The 8,062-nt window shown below is 74.9% G+C and carries 8 protein-coding genes; 2 read left to right on the top strand and 6 right to left on the bottom strand.

Going from position 1 to position 8,062, the window contains the following annotated elements:
* The 3 genes from AB5970_RS12990 to AB5970_RS12980 all read right to left on the bottom strand — a co-directional run.
* A partial coding sequence (locus tag AB5970_RS12990; protein ID WP_370504363.1) for a serine/threonine-protein kinase occupies positions 1-913 on the bottom strand: 913 nt, incomplete at its 3' end.
* Positions 910-1,698 carry a lytic transglycosylase domain-containing protein gene (locus AB5970_RS12985; RefSeq protein ID WP_370504362.1) on the bottom strand — a complete coding sequence of 263 codons (789 nt, stop codon included), beginning with the start codon at positions 1,696-1,698 and terminating at the stop codon, positions 910-912. The genes AB5970_RS12990 and AB5970_RS12985, both read right to left, overlap by 4 nt.
* Positions 1,695-2,072 carry a hypothetical protein gene (locus AB5970_RS12980; RefSeq protein WP_370504361.1) on the bottom strand — a complete coding sequence of 126 codons (378 nt, stop codon included), beginning with the start codon at positions 2,070-2,072 and terminating at the stop codon, positions 1,695-1,697. The genes AB5970_RS12985 and AB5970_RS12980 overlap by 4 nt, the downstream gene beginning before the upstream one ends.
* Positions 2,073-2,279: 207 nt before the next feature.
* Between AB5970_RS12980 and AB5970_RS12975 the strand changes: the two genes are divergently transcribed.
* Positions 2,280-2,492 (top strand): three-helix bundle dimerization domain-containing protein, encoded by a 213-nt coding sequence (locus AB5970_RS12975; protein WP_370504360.1) that lies wholly within the window; start codon positions 2,280-2,282, stop codon positions 2,490-2,492.
* A gap of 53 nt (positions 2,493-2,545) precedes the next feature.
* The gene (locus AB5970_RS12970; RefSeq protein WP_370504359.1) at positions 2,546-3,472 is read left to right on the top strand and encodes a Ppx/GppA phosphatase family protein; all 927 of its coding nucleotides are present in this window, start codon (positions 2,546-2,548) and stop codon (positions 3,470-3,472) included.
* A gap of 7 nt (positions 3,473-3,479) precedes the next feature.
* Here the strand turns inward: AB5970_RS12970 and AB5970_RS12965 are convergent, their stop codons facing one another.
* The 3 genes from AB5970_RS12965 to AB5970_RS12955 all read right to left on the bottom strand — a co-directional run bounded on the left by AB5970_RS12965 (position 3,480) and on the right by AB5970_RS12955 (position 7,979).
* Positions 3,480-4,553: a WxL protein peptidoglycan domain-containing protein gene (locus tag AB5970_RS12965; RefSeq protein WP_370504358.1), complete on the bottom strand. Its 1,074-nt coding sequence runs from the start codon at positions 4,551-4,553 to the stop codon at positions 3,480-3,482.
* A 95-nt stretch (positions 4,554-4,648) separates the two neighbouring features.
* Positions 4,649-6,640 (bottom strand): fibronectin type III domain-containing protein, encoded by a 1,992-nt coding sequence (locus tag AB5970_RS12960; RefSeq protein ID WP_370504357.1) that lies wholly within the window; start codon positions 6,638-6,640, stop codon positions 4,649-4,651.
* Between the two features lie 121 nt (positions 6,641-6,761).
* Complete coding sequence (locus AB5970_RS12955) at positions 6,762-7,979, bottom strand: HupE/UreJ family protein (RefSeq protein WP_370504356.1); 1,218 nt, start codon at positions 7,977-7,979, stop codon at positions 6,762-6,764.
* Between the last annotated feature and the right edge of the window lie 83 nt (positions 7,980-8,062).

The following is an 8,062-nucleotide window of genomic DNA, read 5'->3' as shown; positions in this document are numbered from 1 at the left end:
CCATCGGGACCGCGGTCTTCATGACCGAGGTGGGCGGCAGCTCGCGGGTGGTCCGCACGGGCCGCGGGGAGGGTCGCCGGTCCGGCGCGCCGGACTCCGCCCCGCGCACGAGCTCCGCCGCCGCGAGCACCGCGTCCCGCATCGCCGCCGCGGACCCGAACCGGTCCTCGGGTGCCTTGGCCATCGCGCGGAGCACCACGGCGTCCACCTCGGCGGGCAGGCCGGGCACCAGCGCGGACGGCACGGGCGGGGGCTCGTGCACGTGCGCGAGCAGCACGTCGCGCGGCTGCGCCCGCGGGAAGGGCTCCCGGCCGGTGAGCAGGTGGAACAGGAGCGCGCCCGCCGCGTACACGTCCGAGCGCGCGTCCGCCCCCGACGCCGTCGCCAGCTCGGGCGACGTGTACGGCGGGCTCACCGCGATCACGGCGTCGGCGGGCCCGGGCACGCGTGCGCCGCCCACGTCGAGCACCACGACCCCCGAGGCGTCGGGGCGACCGCGGCGCACCGGGACCAGCACGTTGGCGGGCGACACGTCGAGGTGCAGCACCCCCTGCTCGTGCGCGTGCGCGAGCCCGGCGAGCACGGCGGCGACGACCGCGAGCGCCTCGGCCGGGCGCGGGGAGCACTCGACCAGCTGGTCGACGGTGACGCCGTGCACGAGCTCGAGGACCACGAACGCCCGGCCGTCGTCGACCCCCGCGTCGAGCACGTGCACGAGGTGGGGGTGGTCCAGCGCGGCGGCGCCGAGCAGGCCGCCGGAGGGCATGCCCGGCCGCAGGAGCTTGAGCGCGACCGCGCGGCCGAGGCGCTCGTCCACGGCCCGGTGCACCTGCGCGGACCGTCCGCTGCCGATCTCGCGCCCGAGCCGGTAGCGGCCTGCGACCAGCCGGCCGGCGCCGGTCGCCCGGCTCACGGCGCCGCCGCTGCCGCAGCCGCGTACCGGTCGGCGGTGGCGAGCACGGTGGCGACGTACGAGTCGTCGTGGTTGTACGAGCGCACGGCCGCCGCCCAGCCCGTCCCGGTCGAGAGGTCCCCGCCGCCCGCGCACAGGTAGTGCCCGGCCGCGAGCGCGGCGTCGTCGAGGTCGCGGGGGTCCTGGACCCCGTCTGCGTCGCCGTCGGCCCCCCACTGCCGCCAGGTGGACGGCAGGAACTGCAGCGGTCCCACGGCGTGCTCCCAGACGGGGTCGCCGTGCCACGCGGTCCCGTCGGCGCTCGCCCGGATCGCGGCCACGCCGGGCGAGCCGTCGAGCGCCGGGCCGACGATCGGGAGGTCGGGCCTGCCGTCGGGATCCAGCCGCGCGCCGCCGTGCGTCCCGTGGCCGGACTCGACGGCGCCGATGCCCGCCAGGGTGGTCCAGCCGAGCCGGCACCCCGGGTCGGACGCGGCGACCGCGAGCGACGCGGCGGCGTAGGCACCGACGGCGACCGGTCCGATGCCCGTCGCGGTGGCGACGGCGGCGACCCACGCCGGGTCGGGCTGCGGCGCGGGGGCGACCACGCGCGACGCCTCCTCCACGCCGTCGCCCGCGACCGGTGCCGGCGGCGCCGGCGGCTCCGACGCGGCCACGACCGGCAGCGGGAGCGCGGGCCCCGCGGACCGCGGACCCGCGGCGGCGGCGTACACCCCGGTCAGCACCACGAGGCCGACCAGCAGACCCACTGCGACGGGCGCGAGCCCGTGCCCGCGACCGGTCACCGCGCGGCGCGGGCCGACCGGGGCGGCGCTCCCGTGCGCCGGTAGGTCGAGATGACCGGCTCGACGGCCGCGCCGGGCGCCAGCAGCACGAAGTTGCGGCAGGCGTGCGCGCACCGGACCCGCCGGTCCTGGTCCCCGATCCCCTGCACCACGGGGACGTCGTCGAGGGTCAGCACCCACTGCCACCGGTACGTGTCGGTGAGGCGCAGCACCGGCACCAGGGTCGCGGCCGTGGCCCGCACGCTCTCGACGGAGGCGCGCGCGGCGTCCCCGGTGGGGAGCGCGAGCGTGCTGCGCGCGATGCCGCGCCCGTTGGGGCTCACCAGTCGCCACCAGATGGAGTCGTCGTCGGAGAATCGGTAGAGCTGGAACACGGGCGGCACCGGCCGCATCCCGTCCTTTCGTCGCGGCGCCTGTCGCGGCGCACCCGGTGCAGTCCAGCCGATCTCCAGCATCTGTGAGCGACCTGTGAAGGTCCGCAGGACGAACACCCGGCAACAGGCGGTCGACGATCCGACAAGGCCGACGTACCGGTCGACGAGCAGTTGACGATGACCGCCCGAGACCGCACCCTGGCGGACATGCCGATACAGGACGAGGGGCACGCGATCGACGAGGTCGTCGACCGGCTCGCGCAGCGCTTCCCGGACATCCCCGCGGTCACCGTGCGCGAGGTCGTCGAGGCGCAGCTCGCGCAGTTCGCGGGGTCCCCCGTCCGGGACTTCGTCCCCGTGCTCGTCGAGCACGAGGCCCTCGAGCTCCTGCGGGCCGGCGAGCGCAGCACGTCCGACTGACCGCCCGGTCCCGGGTGCACGACCCGAGCTCCTGAGGCCGTAGCGTGCGACCCATGCGACTCGGAGTGCTGGACGTCGGCTCGAACACCGTCCACCTGCTCGTCGTCGACGCGCAGCCCGGCGGACCCCCCATCGCCCAGTCCTCGCACCGGTCGGTGCTCCGCCTCATGCGCTACCTCGAGCCCTCCGGGGCGATCAGCGCCGAGGGAGTGGACGCGATCCTCGCGGCGGTGGCCGACGCCGTCGCCGCGGGCGCCACGGCCCAGATCGACGAGCTGCTCCCGTTCGCCACGTCCGCGCTGCGCGAGGCGACCAACGGCCCCGAGGTGCTCGAGCTGGTCGCCGCCACCACGGGCGTGCGCCTGCAGGTGCTCACCGGGGAGGACGAGGCCCGGCTGACGTTCCTGGCCGTCCGGCGCTGGTTCGGGTGGTCGGCCGGCGAGATCCTGCTGCTGGACATCGGCGGCGGCTCCCTGGAGCTCGCCGCCGGGGGCAGCGAGTTCCCCGACGTGGCCGTCTCGCTCCCGCTCGGCGCCGGCCGCTCGACGGTGTCCTTCCTGCACGACGACCCGCCGACGGCCGAGCAGGTCGCCGCGCTGCGCCGGGACGCCCGCCGGCAGCTGACCGAGGCGAGAGAGCTGTTCGCCGACCGACCGGACCCCGCGCACGTGGTCGGGTCGTCGAAGACCGTCCGCTCGCTCGCCCGCCTGGCCGGCTCGCGCGCCGACGGCGTCGGGCCCCAGGACCGACGGCTGCTGCGCCGCTCCGCGCTGGAGGACTGGGTGCCCCGCCTCGCGCGCATCCCGGCCGACGCGCGCCCCGCCCTGCCCGGCATCACCGCGGACCGGACGTTCCAGATCGTCGCCGGCGGCATCGTCCTCGCCGAGACGATGCGCGCCTTCGGGCTCGAGGAGCTCGAGGTCTCTCCCTGGGCGCTGCGGGAGGGACTGATCCTGCGCTACCTCGAGCGCCTCACCTGACCGCGCGTCAGCTCGACGCGGCCTCGCGCTCCCGCAGCGCCTGCGCGACGGCCTCGGCGACGCGCGCGTCCTGCGCGACCCGCCGGCGCGCCCGGCGACGGGAGGCCGCCCGGACGCCCAGCACGACCGCCGCCGCGACCAGCACGGCGAGCAACAGGAGCGTCCACGGGACCGCCCACGCGTGCGCGGCCGCCTCGACGGACCCCAGCGACGTGGTCGATCCCGAGGCGTCCGTGACCAGCGGCACGAACCCGGCGCTCGCGGAGAGGCGGACCAGCGGCGCGACGTCCTCGATCGGCACGGAGGCCGTCCAGCGCTCCCCCGGCAGCAGCTGCGGGGGCGCCTCGGCCGCGGCGCCCTTCGCGCGGAGCCAGCCGAACGGACCGGCGACCGAGACCGCCTCGCGGCCCGAGATGAGCGTGTTCCCGGTGTTGTGGATCGTGTACGTCACCGTGGCGTCCCCGGTGGCGAACGGGTTGAGGGTGCCGTCGTAGTCGAGGTGGACGTCCTCGATCGCCACGGCGGGCCGCAGCTCGCCGCCCACGCGCAGCTGGATCCGGATGCCGAGCCGCCGGTCGACCGTGATGCCCTCGGCGTCGTCGGCCTGGCTCAGCGAGGTGACGATGCCGCCCGCGTAGTCCCCGGGCGTGGCCTCGGCGGGGACCTGCACCGTGAAGGGCACCTCGGCCGTGGCACCGGGCTGGATCGACACGCTGTCGACGTCGCCGTGCACCCACGCGCCGACGCCCGTCGAGGTCTCGCCCTGGACCAGCAGGTCGAGCTGGCCGCTCTCGGTGGTGTACCCGTCCGCGGCGTAGACCGCGAGGTCCAGCGCGGTGTCGCCGTGGTTGGCCACGACGAGGGCGTCCTCGACCTGCGACCCCGGATCGACGCCGTAGCTGAAGCTGGTGCGGTCGCTGCCGAAGTCGTTGGCGGCGGTCCGGACGGTCCAGGTCACGTCGTCGTCGGCCGCCGACGCCGGGCCGGCCGGACCGGCGACGAGGCCCACGACGACGACGGCCGCCAGCAGGACGGCGTGGGCGAGAGAGGTGGCGGCGGTCATCGGGCGGAGCACGGGCATCGGGGTCCTCGGGCGATCGGTGGGGAGAGAACGGGCGTACCCGGTGGGGCGGGCGCCGTGCGGCGCCCACCCCACCGGGTCGGGTGGTGCTGGGCTCAGCTGCTCAGCGCCGTGATGGTGAGGGTGGCCCGGTAGCTGCCCTTCGCGGCGTCGCCCGGGACCTTGAGGTCCAGGTCGGCGCCGAGCGTGGCCGTGCCCTTGTCGTGCCCCTGGACCGCCCAGCCGAGGCCGCGCGAGACCGACAGGCCCGCGCCGCCGTCGTACCCGGAGGCGACCTGGGCGCCGGCCTGTGCACCCGCCCCGGCCTGGACGACCTTGGGGGTCCACCCGAGAGCGGAGCCCGAGAACGTCTTGGCGCCGTCGGCGAAGTCGCCGACCGAGGCCGAGATCGACCACGGCGCACGCGAGCGACGGGTGTCCGAGACCGTGATCGGGTTGATCTGCCCGGTCGCCTCGAAGTAGTCGCCACCGTGCTCGACGGCCGTGCCCAGGTCGACCAGGCCGTTGTGGCCGTCGATGGTCCACCCGAACTCGCCGGGGGCGGCGTCGGGCACCGTGACCTGGATGTCCTGGCCGTCACCGTGGAACGGGTGGACGGTCACCTTGTCGACGACCGAGCCGACGGGCTGCGCCGCGGACGCGCCGCTGTCCGGCCCGCACCAGGAGACCTTGCCCAGCTCGACCGCCGCGTTCGGGGCCGCGCAGGTGCCGCTCCGGACGTTCTCGACCACCAGCTGGTCGCTGCGCACCTGGACCTTGACGTAGCTGCGGACGTGCTCCTGGTTCTCGACCGAGTTGTACCAGTAGCTCGACGGGTTCAGGGGGTCCGCTCCGTTGCCGGCACCGCTGGTGCCGCTGGAGTCGGGCGCCGTGAGGTCGTAGTACTTGGAGCCCGACGCGGAGTTCGCCGTCACGTACAGCACGCCGCCCGGGCCCGGGTAGACGTCGGCGGCACCGGGCTGCTCGGCCGGGTCCGCCTTCGCGCCGTTCTTGTTGAGGTAGCTGCGCGAGTAGCTGTGGTCGTGGCCCTGGAGCACCAGGTCGACGCCGAGGTTCGAGAACGTCGTCGGGAAGTCGACGCGGCGCACCTTGTTGTCGGCGTCCTTCGCGTGGTCGGCCGGCGAGTAGATGGCGTGGTGGTACACGAGCACCTTGTACTTGGCCTCGTCGCCGTGCTGGTCGATCACGTCGGTGACGTAGGCCAGGTGCGCCGCGTCACCGCCACCGCCCTGCGTGGTGGCGTAGCTGTTGCTGTTCAGGTCGATGAACAGCACGTCCTTGTAGATGTACCAGTAGTCGCCGCCCGACGTGTTGGAGGCCGGGTTGCCGTTGGAGTACAGCGGGGCGGACCGGTCGGTGTTGGGCGTGAACAGGTGCTGCTCGTAGGCCTTGCCGCCGACGTCGTGGTTGCCGATGGTCGCGGCCCACGGGTACTGCCGCAGCTTGTCGGGCGCGAGGAACGCGTCCCACTGGGTCTCGGTGTTGGCGGTCTCCACCTGGTCGCCGCCCGAGACCAGGATCTCGGCCTGCGGGTTGGCGCCGAGCGCGACGTCGAGGGTGTCCTGCCAGCCGGCCTGGTCCTTGGCCACGTTGCCGGAGGCGCCGATCTGCGGGTCGCCGAAGAACAGGAAGTCGTAGTCGCCCTCGAAGCTCTGCGTGGCGAACGTGTAGGTCGGGGACCAGCTGCCCGCCTCGCCCACCCGGTAGGAGTACGAGGTGTTCTCCTGCAGGCCGGTGATCGTCGCGTGGCGGTTGAACCCGCCGCTCGTGGCGATGTTGGCCGAGCCGGACGCGGAGAAGCTGGTCGCGTCGGCGGGGAACTGCCCGGCCACGACGGAGGAGGTCGGGGCGACCTGCACGGACTGGGCCGTGTCCGCCGACGAGTACCAGGTGACGATGCGCTGGGACTCCTGCGCACCGACGCCGAGGATGATGCCGGTGAGGTTGGCCGGGTCGGCCGCCATCGCCGGGGCGGCGCAGGCGAGGCCGCCCACGGCGACGGTGAGACCGAGGGTGAGGGCGGTGAGCCGCACGGTCACGGGCCGGCGGAGAAGTCCGCCCCGTGACGTCGCGCTGGTGGAGGACATGCGTCGTCCGTTCTCTTCGGGTGTGTGCCGGTTGAGGCGGGCCCAACCTCCCGGCCGCAGGTGAACCGCACCTGAACGGCGCCCCGCAGGTGGACGGCACGCACCGGAACAGGCGGGTGCCTCAGGCACCGATCACGCGCTCGACGAACCAGACGACCCCGATGGCGGCCACGGCCGAGGCGATGCTGCCCGTGGCCCACAGCCCGAGCCGCGGCGCGTGCCGGCGGAGCAGCGCGAGCACGGGGAACACGAGCGCGATGAGGGTGAGCTGGACGGCCTCGATGCCGAGGTTGAAGACCAGCAGGGACCACAGCAGGGTCCAGGACCACGGCTCGTCGATGCCGAGCGCCCCCGCGAAGCCCAGGCCGTGCACGAGCCCGAAGCAGAACACGACGCCGAGCCGGAACCAGCCCGCCCGGTCGAGGCTCAGGTGCCCCCGGCCCAGCACGTCCGGGTCGGTCGCGTCCTCGCCGTGCCGCCAGACCCGCCAGAGGTACCACCCCGCGACGACCGCGATCGACAGCGCGATGACGGGCTCGACCACCTGCGTGGGCACGGCGACCAGCCCGGTGGCGGCCAGCACGAAGGTCAGCGAGTGCGCCAGGGTGAACGCGGTGGCGGCCAGCACGATCTCGCGGAGCCGGCGCGACCCGGCGATCAGGGCGAGCAGGAAGAGGATGTGGTCGAGGCCGGTGAGCAGGTGCTCCGCGCCGAGCAGGAAGAACTCGGAGAACCGCTGCGTCCACGTCTGCTCGGTGGAGAACGACGGGTGCTCGCCGTCCAGGGCGGCGCTGCCGTGCTGGCCGTCCACCTCGTAGGTGACGATGGTCTTCGCGCCGGTCACGTAGCCCTCGGCGTCACCGAAGAGGGTGCTGGTGACCTGGTGCGCGCCGTCGGGCTGGGTGCACGCGTGGTCGAGCACGAGGACCGCGTACGGCACACCCTCGCGCTGGGTGACCGTCACGTCGCCCACCTGCGTGGGCAGGCACGTCCGGTCCGCCGACGCCACCGTGAGCCGCTCGGTGACGTAGGCGAGCACGGAGCCGGCGTGCGCGGCGAGCGCCGCGGCCTGGTCGGCCGGGTCGCCGTCCTCGAACGCGGCCGTCCCGTCCTGGAAGAGCGGGTCGTCGTCCTGCGCGTCGGCGGCCGAGACGACCAGGAGGTCGTACTCCAGCCCGATCTCGGTGCGGACGTGACCGCGCCCGGCAGCGGTGACGTCCACGTACACCGTCGAGCTGAAACCGTGCGCCGACACCGCGGTCGCACCGGCGGTCACGGCGGCCGCCGTCGCGAGCAGGGCGAGCAGGGCGAGGACGGTGCGGCGGACGCCGTGGCGCATGGGTCTCCTTCGGTCGGCCAGCGCAACCTCCACCGCGCGGATGAACGGCAGGCGGACCCTCCGGGAACACCCGGGGAACGCCC

Origin of the sequence: Cellulomonas sp. ICMP 17802 (assembly GCF_041295535.1) — a bacterium.
GTDB lineage: Bacteria > Actinomycetota > Actinomycetes > Actinomycetales > Cellulomonadaceae > Cellulomonas.
Note: the sequence above shows the minus strand (reverse complement) of the source record. Positions and strands in the feature narration are given on the sequence as shown.

What these genes read in the sequence shown, in the direction of transcription:
- AB5970_RS12975 (WP_370504360.1), top strand. Translation starts at nt 2,280, where the DNA reads ATGCCGATACAGGACGAGGGGCACGCGATCGACGAGGTCGTCGACCGG.
- AB5970_RS12970 (WP_370504359.1), top strand. Translation starts at nt 2,546, where the DNA reads ATGCGACTCGGAGTGCTGGACGTCGGCTCGAACACCGTCCACCTGCTC.
- AB5970_RS12965 (WP_370504358.1), bottom strand. Translation starts at nt 4,553, where the DNA reads ATGCCCGTGCTCCGCCCGATGACCGCCGCCACCTCTCTCGCCCACGCC.
- AB5970_RS12960 (WP_370504357.1), bottom strand. Translation starts at nt 6,640, where the DNA reads ATGTCCTCCACCAGCGCGACGTCACGGGGCGGACTTCTCCGCCGGCCC.
- AB5970_RS12955 (WP_370504356.1), bottom strand. Translation starts at nt 7,979, where the DNA reads ATGCGCCACGGCGTCCGCCGCACCGTCCTCGCCCTGCTCGCCCTGCTC.